The sequence below is a fragment of the Paenibacillus pinistramenti genome (assembly GCF_005869875.1).
Lineage (GTDB): Bacteria > Bacillota > Bacilli > Paenibacillales > Paenibacillaceae > Fontibacillus > Fontibacillus pinistramenti.
Map to the genome: position 1 here is coordinate 1 of NZ_VAWG01000013.1, position 20,251 is coordinate 20,251.

The following is a 20,251-nucleotide window of genomic DNA, read 5'->3' on the forward strand; positions in this document are numbered from 1 at the left end:
CAAGCGTCTCGAGGGTTCGAATCCCTCTCTCTCCGCCATAGATATCTCATAGCATGGCCCGTTGGTCAAGGGGTTAAGACACCTCCCTTTCACGGAGGTAACAGGGGTTCGAATCCCCTACGGGTCACCATATTTTCGGAGGCTTAGCTCAGCTGGGAGAGCATCTGCCTTACAAGCAGAGGGTCGGGGGTTCGATCCCCTCAGCCTCCACCATTATTTAAATGAATATTTTATTACTGACGCGGGGTGGAGCAGCCCGGTAGCTCGTCGGGCTCATAACCCGAAGGCCGCAGGTTCAAATCCTGCCCCCGCAATTTATCCCCAAAAGTGAAGAATTGCCTTGCAGCAAATTCTGATTACTTTATAGGGATCCAATGCAATACCTTAGGCTGTGGAACCGTGGTGTAGAGGCCTAACATGCCTGCCTGTCACGCAGGAGATCGCGGGTTCGAATCCCGTCGGTTCCGCCATTTTATCTTAATAAGAGCCATTAGCTCAGTTGGTAGAGCACCTGACTTTTAATCAGGGTGTCGAAGGTTCGAGTCCTTCATGGCTCACTTTTATTTCTTAATGCGGACGTGGCTCAGCGGTAGAGCATCGCCTTGCCAAGGCGAGGGTCGCGGGTTCGATTCCCGTCGTCCGCTCCATAATACGCGCCCTTAGCTCAGCTGGATAGAGCGTTTGACTACGAATCAAAAGGTCAGGAGTTCGAATCTCTTAGGGCGCGCCATTTTTTTATAATCAAACTATACTTGCCGGTGTGGCGGAATTGGCAGACGCGCGCGACTCAAAATCGTGAGGGAAACCGTGGGGGTTCGAGTCCCTTCACCGGCACCATATGTATCGGGATGTAGCTCAGCTTGGTAGAGCACCTGGTTTGGGACCAGGGGGTCGCATGTTCGAATCGTGTCATCCCGATTCCTTAAACAGCAGTCATTCATTTGAATGACTGCTGTTTTTTTTATATTCAATTTTACAATTTTCATTACGAGAATGATTTGAATAAGAAAACTAAAGGGAGGTCACACTAGGTTAAAATAACACTGGATAGAAGGGATAATCCATGAGTATCTTTAATTTAAAGAGACGAATGCGAAACCGTTGGAGAAGATGGAGAAGAGCGGTTTGGACGATAATGGCTGGCTTAGCTGTGTTTGGTGTGGCTTGTCTTGGAATGCCCATTTCCGGAGAGCTTAAGGATCTCCTTAAAGACGAGGGGCCAGTAGCTCGGGAGACACTTGCCGGATTGCAGGAATGGACGGCTGAAAGCAGCGAGGAGAACGCAAGAAACATTTTTATGAATCAGCTTCTAGCATCAAAACAAACGCGAATTGTTCACACCGGCACGGTCTATGTATGCGGTTCAGAGAACAAAATCGCCGGTATAATGAAGCCGGAGGAGATTATCAGCTTGTTGAAATCCGATCCAAACCTGGAAGGCCGGATAGACAGCAAGGGAGAGGTTTGGCTTGAAAAACATGTGGCCGAATTATCGGCAACCTGCAAAGAGAAAGGATACATCGGCTTAGATGCGACCGGAAGCCTGAGCTTGTTTGAAGGGAGACCGGAGAAGGAGAAGGTGATGAGGACCTTTTTCCAGATTGATATCAAGTCGATGGAATCTTCCCTCCCAAAAGAGATTATTCAGCAGCTTCATAACGGGATCCGGGTTCAGGATTTGGAGGAGTACAACAGTGTGATCTCAACCTTCAGCGATTATGCAATGGAGTCGGAAGGGAAAATGAAGCGTTAAGCAGAGGACTATAGTTTTAGATCCCGGAAAATGAAAATTGAGCAGAAGCGGCTGGAAGGCGTTCTAATGGAACGTCTTTATTTTTTTGTTTGGAGAGAATCATGTCCCCTACCGGATAAAGTTTGTTATAATAGATTGAATACATATGTTCGCCTCATAAGGGATTGGCGGGCATAACTTGGGAGAGATGAGATTGCGTATTTTAGGCATTGACCCGGGGATTGCGATTGTGGGTTTTGGATTTATTGACAAGCAGGGCAGCAAATGTGTGCCGGTCCAGTACGGATGCATCCAGACCGAGGCTCATACGCCTGAAGAAGAAAGGCTGCTGCACGTCTATGAAGGCATGATACAATTAATTGATAAATATAAGCCGGATGCGGTTGCTTTGGAGAAGCTGTTTTTTAACCGCAATGTCACTACAGCTATGACGGTCAGCCAGGCAAGGGGTGTTATGGTGCTTGCAGCTGTACAAAAAGGACTGCCGATTGCCGAATATACCCCTATGCAGATTAAACAGGCCATCGTAGGATACGGGAAAGCGGAGAAGAAGCAGGTGCAGGAAATGACCCGGATGTTTCTGAAGCTGCAGGAGATCCCCAAACCGGACGACGTGGCGGACGCGCTGGCGGTTGCCATTTGTCACGCTCATTCTTATACTTTAAATTCCAGGATAAATGAGGTTCTGCGCAAATGATCGATTATTTGAGAGGGCATGTGGCCCATTTTGAATCCGAATATGTAGTGCTTGATGTGCATGGGATCGGGTACAGGGTGTTCTGCCCTAATCCTTATTATTTTGCTAAATTCAAAGAGGAAGTAACCATTTATACGCACCACCATGTGCGGGAAGATGCCATTCTGTTGTTCGGGTTTGCGACTAGGGAGGAGCAGAAGCTTTTTCGCAAGCTGATTGAGGTTTCGGGCATCGGGCCCCGCGTGGCGCTCGGGATCTTGGCTGGAGGAACGCCTGACAGTGTCGTTGCTGCGATTTATCAGGAAAATATTACATTTCTGACCCGGCTGCCGGGCATCGGGAAGAAGACGGCGCAGCGCATTATTTTGGATCTGAAGGACAAACTGGACGGAATCAGCACAGGTGCGGTAGTTATCCATTCCGAGCTTGAAATTGATTTGTTTAATCCGGATCAGTCAACCTGGCAGGAGGCTAAGGACGCTCTGAAGTCGCTGGGGTATACAGATGCGGAGCTGGATAAAGTATGGCAGAGCCTGAAGGGCGATGTAACACCGGATGAGTCTGTGGACGCGGTTATGAAGAAAGCGCTGAAGCTGCTGTATGTCGGATAAGCGATTTAACGGGAAAGGAGCGGTACAGGGATGGAGGACCGGATCATTTCGGCAAATTTGATGATGGAAGATCAGGCGGTGGAGCTCAGTCTAAGACCGCGTTATTTAGCCGAATATATCGGACAAGGTCAGATTAAAGAGAATTTGAAAATATACATTGAAGCAGCAAAAATGCGCAAGGAAGCCCTGGATCATGTGCTGCTCTACGGTCCCCCTGGTCTCGGAAAAACGACGCTCGCCAATATTATTGCCAACGAGCTTGGCGTAAACCTGCGGACAACCTCGGGTCCTGCCATTGAACGGCCGGGGGATCTCGCCGCGCTGCTGACGAATCTGCAGGAGGGCGATGTTCTTTTTATTGATGAGATTCATCGTCTGCACCGAACGGTTGAGGAAGTGCTGTATCCGGCCATGGAGGATTTTGCGCTGGATATTATGATCGGCAAGGGGCCGAGCGCAAGGTCGGTCCGGCTGGATCTTCCGCCTTTTACGCTGATCGGGGCTACCACGCGGGCTGGACTGCTTTCTGCGCCGCTGCGGGACCGTTTTGGCGTCGTCAGCCGTCTGGAGTTCTATACGGTCGAAGAATTGAGCTACATCATTTCGCGGGGAGCCGATATACTGGGCATTGAAATTGTCGGGGATGCGGCGGAAGAGATTGCCCTGCGTTCCAGAGGAACGCCGCGGATTGCCAACCGGCTGCTAAAGAGAGTCCGTGATTTCGCGCAGGTGCGCGGTGACGGCATTATTACGCAGGACGCTGCGGTTGAGGCGCTGCGCATGCTGCAGGTGGACCCGAGGGGACTGGATCAGATTGACCACAAGATGCTGCGGGCCATGATTACCAGCTTCAGAGGCGGGCCGGTGGGCTTGGACACGATAGCCGCAACGATCGGCGAGGAAAGCCAGACCATTGAAGATGTCTATGAGCCTTATCTGCTGCAGATTGGTTTCTTGCAGCGTACGCCAAGAGGGCGGGTGGCCACGCCGGCAGCTTATCATCATCTGGGATTGCCTATTCCGGATCCTCTTTAAACAAGGATAAGTCCGATACAGGCAAAGAAAGTACAAGATTTTTAATCAGCAGGAAATAGAATAATTTGTAGTATGTCGATACGGAAAGTGAGGTCTCCATGAAATCTACCGGAAGATTGACCGGATTCATGAAATGGGGCAGGAGCCTGGGGGCCGGGCTTCTTGCGCTTGGTGTATTGTACATGCCGGTTAAGGCGGAAAATTTGGAAGGGCAGTCCACGGATTTGATTCGGGTAGCCATGTTTCTTGATCTTGGAAGCACTTATAAATCAACTACGCCTTCTGTAACGCTTGTCTCCTCAGGGGGCCTGAGCGCCGGACCGGGAACAGAAGGAAGCTACCAGAACTGGATTCAAGCAAGTGCGGGAGAAGCTGCAAAATTCAGCGTAAATGCCTTTCGGGTAAAAGTAATGGAAACGTCCAGCTTCAGCACGGCGGCATCAGCGGCCAAAAAGCTGCAGGCGACAGCGAATAAACCGCTTATTTTTGCTGAGGAGGCAGGTGGAGCGACGGTCTATAAGCTCTATGCCGGTATGTATGCTACGGCAGAGGACGCTACTAAAGCAGTTACGTCCATCACAACTACACTGGGGAGCCTGCTCGGTTCGCAGAAGCCGGAAGCCCGCGGCAAGCTGTATCTCTCGGCAGGACAGTTCAGCTCAGCCTATGACGCACAGACCCTGCGGGATCAAATATTGTCCCAAGGCATTGATGCCTGGGAAGTCTTAACGCCTGGAGCCGGGGACAAGCCGGCTTATTCGGTCTGGATCGGTGAGGCTGCAACTGAAGCACAGCTTGCGGCTGATAAAGCTTCGCTGTCCGCCAAACTGCCGAATGCAGCAGCAGCGGAGGTCGATGATTCGGCACCAGCGCTTGTGATCCAAACCGATGTCACTTCCGATCTCAGCAATCCGGCAGAAACGCCGCTGTTCATGCTTACGGGCAGCGGTGCGAAGCTGTGGATAGACACAGGGGACAGCGGTGTGACAGAGGTCAAGGAGAGATCGGACCGGAAATACCGGGGCGGGTTTGAGATCAGCATGGTGAACGGCCAGCTTGCCTTTGTGAACGAGCTTCCTGTGGAACAATATTTGTATTCGGTTGTGGGCGGGGAGGTCTCCTCCTCCTGGCCGATCGAGTCTTTAAAAGCACAGGCGGTTGCCGCGCGAAGCTATGCTCTTTTTCAATCTCCAACCAAGTTCAAAATAGCCGGAGTTGTAGATACAACGCTCAGTCAGGTCTATTCAGGCACAGGGACAGAAGCGGACAGCATTAGACAGGCAGTAGACAGCACGGCAGGAGAAGTGTTAATGAGCGGCGGGAAAATGATCGAGGGCGTCTTCTCCTCAAACAGCGGAGGAATGACAGCGGACCCGTCCGAGGTATGGGGCAACCCGAGCACGGTTTATGCAGCTGTTACAAGCGTAGAGGACAATGCCGCTTCGGCAGGGTCAAAGCAGTGGTATCATGTTCTCCTTAGCAGCGGCAAGAGCGGCTATGTGCGGGAAGATAATACAAAGCTGACAGGGGCTTCTACGGCTGCCGGGCTGAGCTACTTGACGGTGACGGCAAGCAGCACGAATGTCCGGCCGCTTCCGATGATTCAATCGGGCGTCGATCCGGTAGCTAAAATGAATCCGGGTGATCAGGCGGTGGTGCTGGAGAAGGTGAACGAGTCCAATTCCTATTCCTGGGTCAGGGGGCCTTTCACCTCGAGCCAGATTGCATCAAGCCTGAAGGGTAAAATTTCGGGGACGGTTCCTTCTTCTATTACGTCTCTTGAGGTCACCAAACGCGGGCCTTCGGGACGGGCAGTTGAAGTGCAGGCTAGCGGACAGGTGCTGAAGGTCAAGTATCCGGATTTGTACCGTTCGGCTTTCGGAAGCCTGCCAAGCACGTTGTTTGATATTGTAGAAACAGGAAGGTATACTGTACTGGGTGCAAATGGACAAACGGATACGGGAACAATGAGCTCGGGAACGACTGTGCTTTCGGCTTCCGGTAAAACAACGGTTTCCGGCAGCACCGGGCTTGTGGTCATGAATGGCGACAAGTCAGCCAGAGTGATTGAGAAGACGAATGGATTTCTGTTTATCGGACAGGGCAACGGACATGGCCTCGGCATGTCGCAATGGGGGGCAAAGGGAATGGCCGATGCCGGGTATGATTACCAGAGTATTTTGCAACACTATTATCAAAATGTAACTATTACAAAGGAATGACTGGACTTATGAATGTAGATTTATATGATTTTGAACTGCCGGAGCGGCTGATTGCGCAGACGCCGCTGCCTGACCGCACCGCCTCACGGCTGCTTACTTTAAATAAAAAGACCGGACATATCGAGCACCATCATTTCACCCATATTCTTGAAGAGCTGAAGCCGGGGGATACGCTAGTCCTTAACGATACCAGAGTGCTGCCGGCGCGCCTGTTTGGCACAAAGGAAGATACGGGTGCAAAGGCTGAAGTGCTGCTGCTCAAAAATTTGAGCGGGGACAAGTGGGAGACGCTGGTCAAACCGGGAAAGAAGCTGAAGAAGGGCTCTGTCATCGTATTCAGCGACGAGCTTAAAGCGGAAGTGGAAGAAGAAGGCGAAATGGGCGGACGGGTGCTTCGCTTCATTTATAAAGGCATCTTTAACGAGATTCTGGACCGGCTTGGTCAGATGCCTCTGCCGCCTTATATTAAGGAGAAGCTGGATGATAAGGAACGTTATCAGACGGTTTATGCCCGCAACGAAGGCTCGGCGGCGGCTCCGACAGCCGGCCTGCATTTTACACAGGAGCTTCTGGAGCAGATCCGGAATAAGGGTGTGACCATCGCTTTTGTAACCCTTCATGTAGGTTTGGGAACCTTCCGTCCGATGTCGGTTGACCGGGTCGAAGACCATGTCATGCATGAGGAGTATTATATTTTGCCGCAGGAAACGGCAGATATTCTGAATGAGACGAAAGCAAGAGGCGGACGCGTCGTCGCGGTCGGTACAACGTCAGCCCGAACGCTGGAGACGGTGGCGGGCAAATGCGAGGATGGCAGAATTGTCAAGTCCAGCGGCTGGACAGGCATTTTTATATACCCCGGCTATGAATATAAATTGGTTGACTGCCTGATCACGAACTTTCATCTGCCAAAGTCAACACTGGTGATGCTGGTCAGCGCCCTTGCCGGGCGGGAGCGCATTTTGGAGGCCTATCGCGAAGCCATCAAGCAGGAATACCGCTTCTTCAGCTTCGGAGATGCCATGTTTATTTATTAAAAGATTGTCAGAGGATGGTTGATGAGATTGGCAGCAGCGATTACTTATGAGCATATCAAAACGTGCAAGCAGTCCGGCGCGCGGCTTGGACGCGTACATACGCCGCACGGCGTGTTTGAAACTCCTATTTTTATGCCGGTAGGAACACTGGCAACGGTCAAGACGATGAGCCCCGAGGAGCTCAAGGAAATGGAAGCGCGGATTATTTTATCCAACACGTACCATTTGTTCCTCCGTCCTGGACATGAAATTGTCCGCGAAGCAGGCGGCCTGCACAAATTTATGAACTGGGATCGGGCGATTCTGACGGACAGCGGCGGTTTCCAGGTCTTTTCTCTCAGCGAAATGCGGAAAATTACCGAGGAAGGCGTTCATTTCCGCTCTCATCTCAATGGGGACAAGCTGTTTATCTCCCCGGAAATAGCGATGGAAATCCAGAACGCGCTGGGCTCGGATATCATGATGGCGTTTGATGAATGCGCGCCTTATCCGGCTGATCACAGCTATGTGAAGCAGTCGCTTGAACGGACGACCAGATGGGCGGAAAGATGTCTGAACAGTCATGCCAGACCGCATGATCAAGGCCTGTTTGGCATTGTTCAGGGAGGCATGTTTGAAGACCTGCGCAAGCAGAGCGCGCGGGATTTGACTTCCCTGGATTTTCCGGGTTATGCTATTGGTGGACTGAGTGTAGGTGAGCCTAAACACCTCATGTATGAAGTGCTCGATTACACGGTGCCCTTACTGCCGAGTGACAAACCCCGGTATCTGATGGGGGTTGGTTCACCGGATGCGCTGATAGAAGGTGCAATCCGCGGTGTGGATATGTTCGATTGCGTACTTCCGACCCGGATCGCCCGAAACGGAACAACGATGACCAGCCAAGGAAGACTGGTAGTCCGTAATGCTCAGTATGCCCGTGATTTCGGTCCGCTTGATCCGGAGTGCGACTGCTATACGTGCCGGAATTATTCGCGCGCTTATCTCCGTCACTTGATCAAGAGCGACGAGACTTTTGGCCTCCGGCTGACGACGTATCACAATCTGCACTTCCTCCTGAATCTGATGAAACGGGTGCGCGAAGCGATTATGGAAGACAGATTGCTGGATTTCCGGGATGAATTCTTCGAGCAGTACGGCCTTTTCGGCAATGAAAAAGGGTTTTAAAACAACATCCGTTTAGAAATTAGAGGGGGAGGAAGTAATATGTTCAGTAATTTTGCAGCAGCAGCTTCAGGAGGAAGCTCTATGCTTGGCGTCATTGTTCCATTTGTTATCATGTTCGCTGTATTCTATTTTCTCCTGATCCGTCCACAGCAGAAGAAACAGAAGAGCCGCAGCGCCATGCTTAGAGAGCTGAAAAAAGGAGACAAGATCGTAACAATTGGCGGTCTCCACGGTACAATTGTGGAATTGACCGACGATGTGGTTGTCATCCGGGTTAACGATGTAACGAAGATGACGTTTGACCGCAGTGCGATCAGCCACGGCGTACCTTCAGGTTCCAATCAATCAACGACTGCCTAAATCGTTGGTTTCAAATGTAAAAGCCGGCCGCAGCGTGAGAACGCTGCCTGCCGGCTTTTGCTATTTTTAAAACTGAATAACATTTAAGGCTGATGTACAAGCACAGGATTATTAACCCTGGCGTTAACCGTACGTGATGCCCAGTAAACGGCTAGGGTAGTGGCAAAAGCAGAAAGCATCAATCCGCCCATCATGTCTGTAAGCCAATGAATGCCCATGTAGAAGATTGTGAAGACAATGACCGCTGCGTTTGTACAAGCGATTGCAGCCCAGCGGCGGTTGCCCGATCGAACGGCAAGAATAGCCATGGAAACGGATATGGACGTATGTAAGCTCGGAAAGCAATTATCAAGGCCCGACATGGGTCTGTACACTTCTTCAAAGCGGGGGAAAGCTTCAAGCATGTAAAACGTAACATTAGCCGGCGGGTAAGACCACACCTCATTGATAGGAAAGAACAGAAAGAACGGGATGGCAATTCCGTAATTGAGGAGTACGGTGTAACAGGCAGCGAACAGGAACACCTTGTTCCGCTGTCCTGCATAAATGCCAATGGAAGCGACCAGCACGGACTGGAGCATGATGACATAGAAAAACGCTGAAACCTGGGTTACCCAATTCTGGTGGAAGAGCTGCTGAAAATGATGGACAAATTGGCCTTCCAGATGAAAAAAGACCGGCGTTAAGTCAGGACGTTCAGGCATCAAATGTTCAAGTTTGAGTTCATATTTGTTGACCAGAAGCACGCAGGCCATAGCGGCAAACAGCAGCAGAAATCGCCAGGAATGAAGCAGTTCATAAGCAAACAGATAAGCTGCAGACAAGGGATTCCGGCCCGTTCCAAAGCAGATTAATACGGCAGTCATCACTACGGTTAATGCCGATACGAAATACATGGATTCATAAAGCAAAACGGGTATAGCCTCCTCTGGTTTCAAGAAAATGATTATATTAGTTTAGCATAACTAAAGAGAGAGAGGATATCCCTGTTTTAAAGGTGAATCAGTTTTTTTTGGCATTTTTACCAAAAATTCCGCCAGCAGCCCCGATGATAAACGCGGGAATCAAATAGAGCAGATCATGTCCGCCGATCGTGGCATCAAGGGCAAGAAAGCTGATGATATTCAATACAATAGAGTAAAGCGTGCCCGTCAATGCGCCCTGATACCAGCCTTTACGATCGCTTCTTTTGCCGGAGATAAAGCTTCCCGCAAACACAGACAAGCCATGGATGACATAAGTAAGCGGGGAAAGGTTGTCCTCCTGCAGATTGGTCCATCTCAGAAGCAGGGACAGAATCAGGGCGCCAAGCATCATCCATAAATAGGCATACCATAGACCGGACAGGGTGGGACCTGCAATACGGAACGGAAGAAGACGGCGAATCTGTTGCATAAAAACCCTCCTTAAGCTGCTGATATATTAAAAATGTATGGCAAGCGTGACAAGCCTAGACCGGCTGTTTTAGCGGAACCATTTTCCCAGCACAGGCACTCTCTGCATATCCGAGCGGTCGATCAGACCTGTGGCGAAAGTAAGAATCAAATAGAGCATAAAAGCAGCCGTACAGGAGAAAATAAATTGGAAAATGGAGGATGCGGCCACGTGGACTTCATGATACAGGTAGCTGGCGCAGCCTGCCATAATGACCATGCCGCAGCTGACCTTGATAACATCCGCAAGCGGAAATTGATACTGCAGCGCACGGGAAACGGCATAACCGTGAAGCAGCGTGACAATCACGATGTTGACAATGCTGGCGATGATAGCTCCGTAAATTCCGAGCGACGGATTTGAGGCCAGGTACAGGATCAATCCGATTTTGATGATGGCTCCGATCAGCGTATTTGTCAGGGCGGTTCCGGGTTTGTCCAGTGCCTGGAGCGTAGCCTGGAGAGGCGCCTGCGCATACATAAACACAGCAAACGGGGCCATAACCTTCAGCATCCCGGCAATTTCGCCGTTATTATATAGAAGCTGGCAAAGGGGCCCGGCCAAAACGTACATGATTACTGCGAAAGGAGCTCCGGTAACAACAGCTAAGCGAAGCGATTGGTGCAGCCTTTTGTGAATGGTGCGTTTATCCCCCCGCGCCTGGGCTTCCGCTAAAGACGGCACGAGTGAAGTGGCCAAAGAGGTTGTAAGCGCTCCAGGCAGAAGCAGGACGGGGATAATCATCCCCTGCAGTGCGCCGTATTGGGCAGTGGCTGCGGCTGTCGCGACCCCGGCGATGGCGAGGCTTTGGGCGGTGGTGATGGATTCTAGAAGGTAGGAAAGCGAACCTACGAGCCTGCCTCCGGTTACAGGAACGGCAATACGAAGGATGCGGCGAAGCGTGTAAATGAACCCCGTATCCGCTTTAGCTGCCTTAGCTTCCTGTAAGGACTCAGGCTGGGCAGTCTCTTTGCCTGTCTCCTGCTTGTCTTTCTTGCGCTGTGCAAAAAACTGCCACAGTAAGGACAGCAGCGCGATTCCTTCCCCTGCGACAACTCCCAGCATGGCTCCTGCAGCTGCATAGGCTATGCCGTATGGAAGGAACAGGGAAGCAAACCAGAGCTGGCACAGAATCCGGGCTAATGTCTCCAGAATGGAGGAGCTGGCTGACGGAATCATGTTCTGTTTTCCCTGGAAATAACCCCGGAAGACGGAGGAAACCGCTACGATCACGATCATGGGGCTCATGCATACAAATGCCGGGTACACCCGTCCGTCTGTCAGCACGTTCCGCATCAGCCATGGAGCAAGCAGAAGGGAAAGTACCATAAACAATAAGCCTGCGGCACTGGAAATGATCAGGCTGGTCCGCAAAATCGCTTTGGACTTATCCGGCCTGCCCTCGGATTCGGCTTCGGCAATCAGCTTGGCGATGGCAAGCGGAATTCCGCCCGAGATGATGGTGACCAGGACAAGAAAAAATGGATAGCCAAGCTGGTACAGCCCCACTCCTTCTGCTCCGATCACCCTTGGCAGCAAGATACGGGGAATGAAACCCAAGATCCGGTTTACGATGCCTGCAGCGAGCAGAATCATAGTTCCGCGAATAAAAGATTGTTTGTTCAAATGAAGTCCCTCTTCCCTTACGTAATCCTGGGCAGTCCATCAGGTAGTTGATATATGGATATGCCTGACCTGTCCAGCTTCATGACATCTACTTTTAAGCTCATATCGTGTCAACTTCATGAAGAAGCAGGAATTCTGGGAATGGACCGCGAAAAAAATCTCATTCTCTGCACACAGAGAATGGTATAATGACAGAGAGGTTCAGATCACCTGAGAGGGGCGATAGAAGTCCATATGATGGCTGAGGAAGAAATCAACGAACAGGAACTGATGAAGGCCATTGACCAGCTCTGTCTAAGCAAAGCGGAAGAGTTTCACCTGTTTGGCTATGAACACGTAACGGCGGACGATATATGGGAATGTGTCAGCTCCAAGTACAAAAAGGGAGGAATACCGCCGATTCACCGGCTTGTCAACGATATCCTGACCTTAAAAGCAACGGCCTTTATGAATTATTTGACGCTTTCCGCCTTCCGTGGATCCCGTTTTGAATAACCGGGGTTCTTTTTTTGGCTGCGGCAGACCATAAATTGACAAGGTCCAACTTGTTTCGAACAAATTGACGCCATTTTCTTGCATCGCTATAATGGGAATATTGAGAATGAAAGGGGAACAATTTACGGGATGAAAAGAATCATCACATTCATAGCCGTAGTGGTAATTACCATTGGGGTTATGGCCGGGACAAGCCCTTGGCTGATCAGCAAAATCGAACTCGGCCTCGACCTTAAGGGTGGACTTGAGATTTTGTATCAAGCGACACCTTTGGAGAACGGCGCTAAAGTAACAAAGGAATCCCTGACACAAACGGCACTAAGTCTTGAGAAACGCTCCAACACGCTGGGGGGGACGGAGCCTGAAGTTACGACAGAAGGAACTGACCGGATCCGGATTAAAATTCCGGGTGTAGCGAACAGCGAGGAAGTCCGCAAGAAGCTCAGTGAACCGGCTACGCTTACTTTCCGCAGTAAGGATGGTACGGAGACAGACGCTAACCAATACAACAAGATTGAGCTGATTGGCAGCGACTTTGCGGAGAACGGAGCAAGCATTACGTATGACCAGTTAAACAACCCGCAAATCAGCATTAAGCTTAAGAGTAAAGATAAATTTGCAGAAGTAACCAAGCGGCTTTCGGCTAACGCTTCAGGCTCCGCTGAAAGAAAGCTTGCGATTTTCCTTGACGACCAGCTGCTCTCCGCTCCGGAAGTACAGCAGGAGCTTGACCAAGGGACAGCCGTCATTACAGGTTCTTATACGCTGGATGAAGCGAAAGACCTTAGAGATACGATCAACCTCGGTGCCCTGCCTTTGAAGCTGACCGAGAAGTATTCCCAGGTTGTAGACGCAACTTTGGGTAAATTGTCTCTGCATCAAACCCTGCTTGCAGGTACGATTGCATCTGTTGTCATTCTGCTGTTTATGATGATTATCTATCATCTGCCAGGAGTGATCGCGAGCTTCACCTTGATTTCCTATGTATGGCTGATGCTGCTCGTCTTCCATTTTGCAGGAGTAACACTCACCCTTCCGGGCATTGCGGCATTTGTACTCGGGATCGGGATGGCGGTTGACGCCAACATCATCACCGACGAACGGATCAAGGAAGAGCTTAGAAGCGGCAAGAGCATCATGTCCGCGGTTAAAGCCGGCAACAAGGTTTCGTTCCGTACGGTTATGGATGCTCACGTGACCACATTTATTGCAGGTGCGGTTATGTACTGGATGGGAACAGGTTCCGTAAGAGGCTTTGCTCTCGTCCTGATGATCGACATCGTAGTAAGTATTATTACGAACATTTTCTTCTCCCGCTATCTGCTTGTGCTTCTGGTGAAGGGAAATGTCATCAAGAAACCGGGCTTGCTTGGTGTTAAGGAGAGTGAAATCGGTGCCCTCTAATTCGAATAAAACAACGGATAACCCGAATCAAAAGACAAAATGGAATTTGGATTTTATTAAAACGAGCAAATATTTTTACACCTTTTCCATTATCTTGACGATTGTGGGGATCATCAGTCTGCTGGTGTTCCACTTGAACTATGGAGTAGATTTCCGGTCTGGCTCAAACGTGGATATTTCCTCCAAGAACTTGACGAAAGCCAAAATTCAAGCTGTATTGGATGAAGCGGCTTTAGGCAGCCGCGACGCGGTCATTACCCCAGGGGCACAGCAGAGCAGTATTCGTTTTTCGGACGTGCTGACCGAATCCGAGCAGGCCAAGCTTCAAAGCGTAGTTACGAGCAAGCTGGGCAAAGACGCATCTACCGAGATCAATACAGTAGATACGGAAATTGCTAAAGAACTGGAGCGCAATGCTTTGATCTCAGTTCTGGTAGCCAGCCTGGGGATTATCATTTACGTAACGATCCGGTTTGAATGGCGGTTTGCCATTTCGGCCATTGTAGCGCTGCTGCATGATGCGTTCATGGTTATCTCTGTATTTTCCATTTTCCGTCTGGAAGTCAATTTGACATTTATCATCGCGCTGTTGACGATCGTCGGTTATTCGATTAACGATACCGTCGTTATCTTTGACCGGATCAGGGAAAATATGAGATTCGCCAAAGTGAAGAGCCGTCAGGAGCTTCAAATGGTAATTAATAAGAGTATTTCTCAAACTATGACACGGTCGATCAATACTGTATTTACGGTGTTTATCGCTTCTCTGGGGCTGCTGATCTTCGGCAGTGAATCGATCCGGATGTTCTCGCTTGCCATGGTCATCGGCCTCTTGTTTGGCGCTTATTCTTCTATCTTTATTGCGAGCCCGCTCTGGTTTCTCCTTAAAGGTAAAAATGTCAGCACCAGCAGCAAACCGGCTAAGGCTGCAAATTAAGCCATAATCAAAGATCACAGAGCCGCGTCGCTTGACGCGGCTTTGCCCTTTTGAGGGATGCAAAAGGAAGATTGCAAGGAGGACTAACATGATGAACAGGCATTCTGTTCAAGGGGATGAAGCAGCTTGGGCGGGAGCTTTAAACAGCTTTACCCTTGCTTTGTTTAAAGGAGCTGTTGGCTGGCTTGGCGGCAGCAAGGCGCTTGTGTCCGATGCGCTGTTCTCCGCGGGAGAGGCGGTACAGGACTTGTCGAGGATGGTGCGCCGTAAGCCGGCAGAACGAAGTAACGTGACTGAAAGCTCCTCCAAAGCCAGACAAAGTGACAGCAGTCTGCTTCTGATCGTGATTTTATTCCTTATTCTTGTTTGGGGAGCTGCCCAGGCTGTTGCGGTTTCAATTAAAGCTCTCGCAGGCACGGTGTCCGGCGCCCCTCATTATACGGCGGGGATGGCAGCAATTCTCTCCATCGGAATTCGAGAAGCCGCCTTCCAGGCCAAGATTCGTCATCTCCCTGCAGGAGAGAATACAGGCAGACTGCTCTATCAGCACAGATTGTCTATGGCCACGTCACTCCTTATCCTGGCCGGCGTGATTGGAGCCATGACGGGGGAGCTGCTGGACAACAAACTGCTGCTCAGCTTTGATCCTATAGCGGCAGTTCTTGCAGGAATGATCGTCTTGTGGAGAACGGGGCAGATGCTGTATCAGGTTTCTTCCGCAAGCTCCAGCGGGCGCAGGCAGTCTCCGCAGGATTCGGGACAAATGCTGGACACCATCCAGCGGGTGTACGGAGTGATCACGGTCGAAGAGCTGGAAATGAACGATCGTGCGGCTAAGCCATTCCTATTCGTCCAAATCGGTGTGAGTCCCCGCATTTCCATGCAGGAAGCCGCAGAAATTTCAGGAAGAGTGAAGTTCTTGCTGCTGAGCAGGTTTTCTTATATTCAGGATGTTGAGGTTAGAGCTGTTCCTTATGAGCAGGGATATCCTTACAAGAGCAATTTTGAGGACAAAGACAGTGATGAAACGCTGCTGCAATAAATACGCTTCATCTATTAGAACAAACAGCAGGAGGTGGCCGAAGTGCTGCATGCCCATTATCGCTGGGATACGCTTAAGCCGGATCAAGACGCGGTTACCAGACTTGCGGAAGACTTAAAGCTTCCGGAGATGGTAGCTTCCCTGCTGGTTAGCCGGGGATTTGACACGTCAGAGAAAGCAGAGGCTTTCTTAAATGCGGACAGGCAAGGACTTCATGACCCGTTCAGCCTGCATGGAATGGACAAAGCGGTCAGCCGGATACGGCAGGCTCTGGCCGGTAAGGAACGGATTCTGATTTATGGAGATTACGATGCCGATGGGGTTTCTTCAACAGCACTGATGATCAGGCTGATGGAGCATCTGCAGGCCCATTTCGAATGGTACATCCCGCACCGCTCAAAGGAAGGATACGGTCTTCATAATCATGCGCTGGAGGCAGCGGCAGAGCGGGGAGTAACTTTGGTGGTGACGGTGGATACGGGAGTCAGCGCCGTCAAGCAGGTTGAGTTTGCCAAATCGCTTGGCATGGATGTGGTTGTAACGGATCACCACGAACCACCGGCCGTTCTGCCGGAGGCGTATGCGCTGGTGAATCCGAAGCTGCCTTTTTGCCCCTATCCGTTTAAAGGACTTGCGGGCGTCGGAGTTGCGTATAAACTCGCTTGTGCTTTATTGGATGACGTGCCTGCTCCATGGACCCAGCTGGTTGCGCTGGGCACCGTAGCGGATCTGATGCCGCTGACAGACGAGAATCGGATTCTGGTTACGGCGGGGTTAGCTTCCATGAAGGAGGAGCCGCTGACGGGATTTTCCGCGCTGCTCAAGGTTTCAGGCAGTAACGTTATCAACTCTACGGCAATCGGATTTGCCTTGGCCCCGCGGATTAATGCAAGCGGACGCCTTGCACACGCGAGAGACGCCGTTGAGCTGCTGACTGCGAGCGACTTGGACAGAGCGGAGCAGGTTGCGGAGCAGCTGGATTTGCTAAACCGGGAACGGCAGCAGATTGTAGAAGATATTGTGCAGGAAGCAGCGGCGCAGCTGGAAGAGACCCGTGCAGGCGGAACTGTTCCATCCGTTATTGTGCTGGCGGGAGAAGGCTGGAATGTCGGCGTGGTTGGTATAGTTGCTTCCAAAATTCTGGAAAAATATTATCGTCCCGTTCTTATTCTGGGAATTGATCCCGAGACCGGGATGTGCAAGGGATCTGCGCGGTCCATTCCCGGATACGACATGTACGAAGCGTTAACGGACAGTGCGGACCTGCTGGATCACTTTGGCGGGCACCCTTCAGCAGCAGGCATGTCGCTGCACCGGGATCAGCTGGATGCGCTGCGGGAACGTCTGAATCAATTTGCGCAGAAGGTTCTGACCGAGGAGCACTACGTCCCGATGCTGACCGCTGATCTGGAATGCACCTTGGAGGAGGTCAATGTCCGGTCCATCGAGCTGCTGTCGAGGCTTGAGCCCTTCGGCATGAACAACGGCAGCCCGCGGTTTCTCATCCGGGGCACGCAGATTCACGAATGCCGGCAAATGGGCAAAGACAAACGGCATTTAAAGATTACGCTCAAACAGAACGACATCATGATGGAGGCGGTAGCCTTCGGTAAAGGCGCGTGGGCCGAGCAGCTGACCGAAGGGGCAGTAATGGACCTGATCGCAGAGGCGAGCATTAATGAGTGGAACGGTTCAAGGAAAGCCCAGCTTATGCTGGTGGACGGGGCCGTCGGGCACACCCAAATTTTTGATTACCGGGGCATTAAAAATCCTTGGCATAAGGTAGACGAGCTCCTTGAGCAGCTGCGCGCCTCGGCAGACCGGAGCAAAGGGCAGGCTGCACTTGTGGCCAGAGCGGAAGCTGACCTGAGGTTATTTAGGCAATTGCGGGAACTGCCGGTTTGGGTATATGATAGGAACGCTGGTCTGATCGAGGAATCCGCCGCACAAGCGGTGCGCTGCTCACCGAAGGAAGTAACCGTGCTTCTGATCGCGGATGCTCCTGAAACCCCTGAACAGTTGAACGCCTTGATCGCAGCTTTCGGTGCGGTAGAACGCATCTACCTGCTTCATTCAGCAGGAGAAGCTTCAGAACGTGTGGAAATTCCTACACGGGAGCAATTTAAGAACGTATATGCACTTCTGCGTAAAGCAGGCGGACAGGCAGTCTCTGAAGCCAAGCTGATGGCTTGGATTGCAGGGCAAACGGGTCTGTCAGCCCGAATGGTTACAAAAACGCTGGCTATTTTTGAAGAGCTGAGCTTTATTTCTAGAGACCGGGGAATGATAATGCTGAATCCTGCTCCGGCGAAGAAACCTTTGGAATCGTCTATACGCTTTAACGAATTGAGCCGTCTGGCGGAAATGGAGCATTATCTGCTCTACGCCGGCATTTCTGAGCTGACAGAATGGATGTTAACCAGAATGAAGGGCGTGTCCTGATTCTGTGTTCTGCAGAATGACTGGAACATTTTTAGGAGGAGATTTAACAGTGAATTTCAAAGACTACATCCGGGTTATCCCCGATTTCCCGCAGCCGGGAATCAGCTTTAAAGATATTACGACCCTTCTTAATGACGGGGCCATATACCGTGAAGCGATTGAGGAAATGAGAAAGATGATCGCGCACCTTAAAATTGACCTGATTGCCGGACCGGAAGCCCGCGGCTTCGTAGTCGGCGCTCCGCTTGCATATGCGCTGGGGGTTGGATTCGTGCCGATCCGCAAGCAGGGCAAGCTTCCTTACGATACGATTGAGGTTTCTTATGATCTGGAGTACGGTACGGATACGCTTGCAATGCACAGCGACGCCGTGAAGCCTGGGCAGAACGTGCTGATTGCCGATGATTTGCTGGCAACCGGGGGAACGATCGGAACCTGTGTTGATCTTATTCGCCGGGTAGGCGGTAATGTGGTCGGCGCTGCTTTCATGATTGAACTGCAGGATTTGAATGGCCGTGAGAAGCTGCCGGACACTGAAGTATTTACGCTGACGCAATATCCATTTTAATAAGCACCCTGGACGATTTAAGTCTTCGGGTACAAAAAAGGACCGCCGTGCAGGCAGTCCTTTTTTTATCCTTATATGTGATGCCAGCTGGTCCAGCGTGTATTCAATCCGGATTTTTGGCCGGCGGTGCCTGCTCGGTGTCGTTGGAGAGGCCTGTCACCTGAAGAAGACGGAAGAACAGGCTGAGCAGAATACCGACAATCGTTGCGAGGGACATGCCTTTAAGGCTCACTGAACCAAAGGTAAGCGTTGCCCCGCTCAGGCCGGTTACCAGCACTACGGTCGTCAGCAGCAGGTTCTGCGCTTTGGAATAATCGACTTTCTGCTCGACGAGAATGCGCAGTCCCGAAGCCGCGATAACTCCGAAGAGCAGCAGGGATACGCCGCCCATAACCGGTGAAGGGATGGCCGCGATTGCGCCGGTGAAGGTTCCGGAGAAGGACAGGATGATCGCAATGATGGCGGCTCCCCCGATCACATAGATAGAATAGACGCGGGTCAGCGCCATAACGCCGATATTTTCACCGTAAGTCGTATTCGGGGTAGAACCGACGAAGCCGGACAGAATGGTAGAGATGCCATTTCCCAGCAGAGAACGGTCCAGACCGGGATCCTTGGATAGATTCTTGCCGACGATATTGCCGGTTACAAGCAGGTGCCCTACGTGCTCTACGATCACGACAAGGGAGACCGGAATGATGGTCAGGATAACGGACCAGTTGAACGTTGGAGAGGTGAATTCCGGCATTTGAATAAAGCTTGCTTCCCGGATCGCAGAAGTATCCATGAGCCCGAGCGGGAAGGCAAGCACATAACCTACAACAATCCCGATCAGAATGTGAATAATCTTCGGAAAGCCCCGGAACATGACTGCTCCCAGCAGGGTAACAGCGAGGGTGACCAGCGACAGGGTGATCACTTTGCCGTCAGGTGTCCAGGTGGCAGCGTCCTGCCCTTCCGGCGCAATAAGCCCGGCCATGCGGGCAGCTGTCGGAATCAGCTCCAGACCGATCAGCGCGACGATTGCGCCCATCGCTGCAGGCGGGAACACAACATCCAGCCAGCCTGTCCCTGCAAAACGGATAATCACCGCCACCGCCACGAATATAATCCCGGTAATGACAAAAGCGCCCAGCACCAGTGAATACCCGTCATAATTGAATCCGTACTTGGTCAGAACAGTCGTTACAGGTGCAATAAAGGCAAAGCTGGAGCCCAGATAAGCGGGTATTTTCCCTTTACAAATCAGGATGTACAGCAGGGTTCCGATTCCGTTCATCAATAAGATGGTCCCGGGATCGACATGGAACAGGTTGGGCACCAGAATCGTGCTGCCGAACATGGCAAACAGATGCTGAAGGCTCAGCAGCAGCCCCGGTGCGAAAGGCAGCTTGTCATTTACTTGAATTTCACGTTGCACA

Annotated in this window: 18 protein-coding genes and 9 tRNA genes; 23 read left to right on the forward strand and 4 right to left on the reverse strand. The window is 51.2% G+C overall.

All coding sequences use genetic code 11. The features are described from left to right. Nucleotides 1-55: 55 nt before the first annotated feature. From FCN15_RS14275 to yajC, 17 genes are all read left to right on the forward strand, one after another. A tRNA-Glu gene (locus FCN15_RS14275) sits at nucleotides 56-130 on the forward strand. Nucleotides 131-137: 7 nt separating this feature from the next. Next, a tRNA-Val gene (locus FCN15_RS14280) sits at nucleotides 138-213 on the forward strand. Between the two features lie 27 nt (nucleotides 214-240). Then, nucleotides 241-314, forward strand: a tRNA-Met gene (locus tag FCN15_RS14285). A gap of 79 nt (nucleotides 315-393) precedes the next feature. After that, a tRNA-Asp gene (locus FCN15_RS14290) sits at nucleotides 394-470 on the forward strand. Between the two features lie 14 nt (nucleotides 471-484). Continuing rightward, nucleotides 485-557, forward strand: a tRNA-Lys gene (locus FCN15_RS14295). A gap of 15 nt (nucleotides 558-572) precedes the next feature. Next, nucleotides 573-647 (forward strand) — tRNA-Gly (locus FCN15_RS14300). 6 nt (nucleotides 648-653) lie between these two features. Then, nucleotides 654-730: transfer RNA gene (locus tag FCN15_RS14305), tRNA-Arg, on the forward strand. A gap of 24 nt (nucleotides 731-754) precedes the next feature. Continuing rightward, nucleotides 755-837, forward strand: a tRNA-Leu gene (locus tag FCN15_RS14310). A 7-nt stretch (nucleotides 838-844) separates the two neighbouring features. Further along, nucleotides 845-918: transfer RNA gene (locus tag FCN15_RS14315), tRNA-Pro, on the forward strand. Between the two features lie 217 nt (nucleotides 919-1,135). Then, nucleotides 1,136-1,753: a BofC C-terminal domain-containing protein gene (locus FCN15_RS14320; RefSeq protein WP_238996696.1), complete on the forward strand. Its 618-nt coding sequence runs from the start codon at nucleotides 1,136-1,138 to the stop codon at nucleotides 1,751-1,753. 193 nt (nucleotides 1,754-1,946) lie between these two features. Continuing rightward, the gene (ruvC, locus tag FCN15_RS14325) at nucleotides 1,947-2,450 is read left to right on the forward strand and encodes a crossover junction endodeoxyribonuclease RuvC (RefSeq protein ID WP_138495674.1); all 504 of its coding nucleotides are present in this window, start codon (nucleotides 1,947-1,949) and stop codon (nucleotides 2,448-2,450) included. Further along, the gene (gene ruvA, locus FCN15_RS14330) at nucleotides 2,447-3,061 is read left to right on the forward strand and encodes a Holliday junction branch migration protein RuvA (protein WP_138495675.1); all 615 of its coding nucleotides are present in this window, start codon (nucleotides 2,447-2,449) and stop codon (nucleotides 3,059-3,061) included. The genes ruvC and ruvA overlap by 4 nt, the downstream gene beginning before the upstream one ends. 30 nt (nucleotides 3,062-3,091) lie before the next feature. Then, nucleotides 3,092-4,096 carry a Holliday junction branch migration DNA helicase RuvB gene (ruvB, locus tag FCN15_RS14335; protein ID WP_138495676.1) on the forward strand — a complete coding sequence of 335 codons (1,005 nt, stop codon included), beginning with the start codon at nucleotides 3,092-3,094 and terminating at the stop codon, nucleotides 4,094-4,096. Between the two features lie 98 nt (nucleotides 4,097-4,194). Further along, nucleotides 4,195-6,318, forward strand: a complete 2,124-nt coding sequence (locus FCN15_RS14340) for a SpoIID/LytB domain-containing protein (protein WP_138495677.1) — start codon at nucleotides 4,195-4,197, stop codon at nucleotides 6,316-6,318. Between the two features lie 8 nt (nucleotides 6,319-6,326). Then, nucleotides 6,327-7,355: a tRNA preQ1(34) S-adenosylmethionine ribosyltransferase-isomerase QueA gene (gene queA, locus FCN15_RS14345; RefSeq protein ID WP_138495678.1), complete on the forward strand. Its 1,029-nt coding sequence runs from the start codon at nucleotides 6,327-6,329 to the stop codon at nucleotides 7,353-7,355. 27 nt (nucleotides 7,356-7,382) lie between these two features. Then, nucleotides 7,383-8,522 carry a tRNA guanosine(34) transglycosylase Tgt gene (gene tgt / locus FCN15_RS14350; RefSeq protein ID WP_138495752.1) on the forward strand — a complete coding sequence of 380 codons (1,140 nt, stop codon included), beginning with the start codon at nucleotides 7,383-7,385 and terminating at the stop codon, nucleotides 8,520-8,522. A 39-nt stretch (nucleotides 8,523-8,561) separates the two neighbouring features. Further along, on the forward strand, nucleotides 8,562-8,882 hold the full coding sequence (gene yajC / locus FCN15_RS14355) for a preprotein translocase subunit YajC (RefSeq protein WP_138495679.1): 321 nt from the start codon (nucleotides 8,562-8,564) through the stop codon (nucleotides 8,880-8,882). Between the two features lie 83 nt (nucleotides 8,883-8,965). Here the strand turns inward: yajC and FCN15_RS14360 are convergent, their stop codons facing one another. The 3 genes from FCN15_RS14360 to spoVB all read right to left on the reverse strand — a co-directional run bounded on the left by FCN15_RS14360 (nucleotide 8,966) and on the right by spoVB (nucleotide 11,942). Next, a complete protein-coding gene (locus FCN15_RS14360; RefSeq protein WP_138495680.1) occupies nucleotides 8,966-9,793 on the reverse strand; it encodes a phosphatase PAP2 family protein in 828 nt (275 codons plus the stop codon). 91 nt (nucleotides 9,794-9,884) lie between these two features. Beyond that, the gene (locus FCN15_RS14365; protein ID WP_138495681.1) at nucleotides 9,885-10,277 is read right to left on the reverse strand and encodes a TIGR04086 family membrane protein; all 393 of its coding nucleotides are present in this window, start codon (nucleotides 10,275-10,277) and stop codon (nucleotides 9,885-9,887) included. A 69-nt stretch (nucleotides 10,278-10,346) separates the two neighbouring features. Beyond that, nucleotides 10,347-11,942, reverse strand: coding sequence for a stage V sporulation protein B (spoVB, locus tag FCN15_RS14370; protein WP_138495682.1), 1,596 nt, complete (start codon nucleotides 11,940-11,942; stop codon nucleotides 10,347-10,349). Nucleotides 11,943-12,179: 237 nt separating this feature from the next. On the opposite strand from spoVB, the gene FCN15_RS14375 reads away from it, so the two are divergent. The 6 genes from FCN15_RS14375 (at nucleotide 12,180) to FCN15_RS14400 (ending at nucleotide 18,830) form a co-directional block, all read left to right on the forward strand. Beyond that, nucleotides 12,180-12,437: a post-transcriptional regulator gene (locus FCN15_RS14375; protein ID WP_138495753.1), complete on the forward strand. Its 258-nt coding sequence runs from the start codon at nucleotides 12,180-12,182 to the stop codon at nucleotides 12,435-12,437. Between the two features lie 129 nt (nucleotides 12,438-12,566). Continuing rightward, on the forward strand, nucleotides 12,567-13,841 hold the full coding sequence (secD, locus tag FCN15_RS14380) for a protein translocase subunit SecD (RefSeq protein WP_138495683.1): 1,275 nt from the start codon (nucleotides 12,567-12,569) through the stop codon (nucleotides 13,839-13,841). After that, nucleotides 13,831-14,778 (forward strand): protein translocase subunit SecF, encoded by a 948-nt coding sequence (gene secF, locus FCN15_RS14385; RefSeq protein WP_420819581.1) that lies wholly within the window; start codon nucleotides 13,831-13,833, stop codon nucleotides 14,776-14,778. The genes secD and secF overlap by 11 nt, the downstream gene beginning before the upstream one ends. 91 nt (nucleotides 14,779-14,869) lie before the next feature. Beyond that, nucleotides 14,870-15,820: a cation diffusion facilitator family transporter gene (locus FCN15_RS14390; protein ID WP_162515368.1), complete on the forward strand. Its 951-nt coding sequence runs from the start codon at nucleotides 14,870-14,872 to the stop codon at nucleotides 15,818-15,820. Between the two features lie 42 nt (nucleotides 15,821-15,862). Next, a complete protein-coding gene (gene recJ, locus FCN15_RS14395; RefSeq protein ID WP_203232155.1) occupies nucleotides 15,863-18,262 on the forward strand; it encodes a single-stranded-DNA-specific exonuclease RecJ in 2,400 nt (799 codons plus the stop codon). Nucleotides 18,263-18,311: 49 nt separating this feature from the next. Beyond that, nucleotides 18,312-18,830: an adenine phosphoribosyltransferase gene (locus tag FCN15_RS14400; RefSeq protein ID WP_138495686.1), complete on the forward strand. Its 519-nt coding sequence runs from the start codon at nucleotides 18,312-18,314 to the stop codon at nucleotides 18,828-18,830. Nucleotides 18,831-18,933: 103 nt separating this feature from the next. Here FCN15_RS14400 and uraA read toward each other — a convergent pair whose 3' ends face one another. Beyond that, nucleotides 18,934-20,250, reverse strand: a complete 1,317-nt coding sequence (gene uraA / locus FCN15_RS14405) for a uracil permease (RefSeq protein ID WP_138495687.1) — start codon at nucleotides 20,248-20,250, stop codon at nucleotides 18,934-18,936. Nucleotide 20,251: the final 1 nt, after the last annotated feature.